The organism is Cognatiluteimonas telluris (assembly GCF_011320095.1).
Taxonomy (GTDB): Bacteria; Pseudomonadota; Gammaproteobacteria; order Xanthomonadales; family Xanthomonadaceae; genus Cognatiluteimonas; species Cognatiluteimonas telluris.
Window position 1 is genome coordinate 1 of the sequence record NZ_JAANOY010000095.1, and the last position, 1094, is coordinate 1094.

The 1094-nt window shown below is 63.5% G+C and carries 1 protein-coding gene; it reads right to left on the bottom strand.

Features of this window, described 5'->3' with window-relative positions; translation table 11 throughout:
* Positions 1 to 6 precede the first annotated feature (6 nt).
* Complete coding sequence (locus tag G7B67_RS13145; RefSeq protein ID WP_425482453.1) at positions 7 to 954, bottom strand: IS30 family transposase; 948 nt, start codon at positions 952 to 954, stop codon at positions 7 to 9.
* Between the last annotated feature and the right edge of the window lie 140 nt (positions 955 to 1094).

Genomic DNA, 1094 nt, shown 5'->3' on the forward strand with positions numbered 1-1094 from the left:
GGTGAATTAACACTCCAAGTGCAACACCCCTGACCGCTGAAGTCGTTGGAGTGGCGTTTCATAGCCATAGCGTTTTCTCGGTCGGCGGTTGAGCTTGGTCGTGGCTCTGTCGCAGTCTGCCTGGCGAATGCGTGCCAGGCTCTTGCGCTTCGGGAAGTACTGGCGGAGCAAGCCGTTGAAATTCTCGTTGCTGCCCCGTTGCCACGGATGGTGTGGGTAGGCAAAGTAACACTGCACGCCTAGCGCCTGCTCGAGCTCCCGGTACCCGTGAAACTCGGTGCCGTTGTCCCAGGTGATGGTCTTGAACGGCAGGCCGCTGCTGCCGATCGCACGGACGGCCGCGCGGTTCACCGCCAACACGGTGCGGTGCGGCAACCACGCCACGATGGCATAGCCTGTACTGCGCTCGACCAGCGTCAACAGGCAGGCCCGTTCGCCAGCTGCACCCATCACCGTGTCGCCTTCCCAATGACCGATCTCTTCGCGCGCCTCCACGGCGTGTGGGCGCGTATCGATCATGGGTTTGTTGGCTAGTTTCCCGCGCTTTTCCGGGCCATGCGTGCGTTTGCGCCGGCGCTTTCCACCCTGTCGCAGGTGCATGTACAGCCGGCCGCCCTGGCGCTGGTTTCGCCGCACATGGCGGTAGATCGTCATGTGGCTCAGCCGTACACCCAGTTGCTCAGCCAACTGGCTGGCGATCTGTTCCGGGCTCCACTGTCGCTGGCCCAGGAGCACTTCGACGTGGGCATACACCTCCGCCGCGTGGTGCTTCACCCGGCGGCTGCGCCGGCGTCGCCCATTGGCGTGTTCGTGCGCCTTGCTTGGCACATACAGCGGCCGCGGCCGGTTGGGGTCAATGGTCGCATTGCGCCGGACCTCGCGGCTGATGGTGCTCGGGCTGCGCTGCAATGCATGGGCAATCGCGCGGAGCGAGCGCCCTTCCCGCTTCAGCATGGACAGGGTGTATCGTTCCGCCTCGGTGAGCTGGCAGTACTTCAAGGATCTTCTCTTCCCGGAGTGATCCCCTTCAGTCTGCCAGCTCGCCGCTTCTTCCTTGGGCGTCGCAGGTGTTGCACTTACTTTGTTAACCTGCG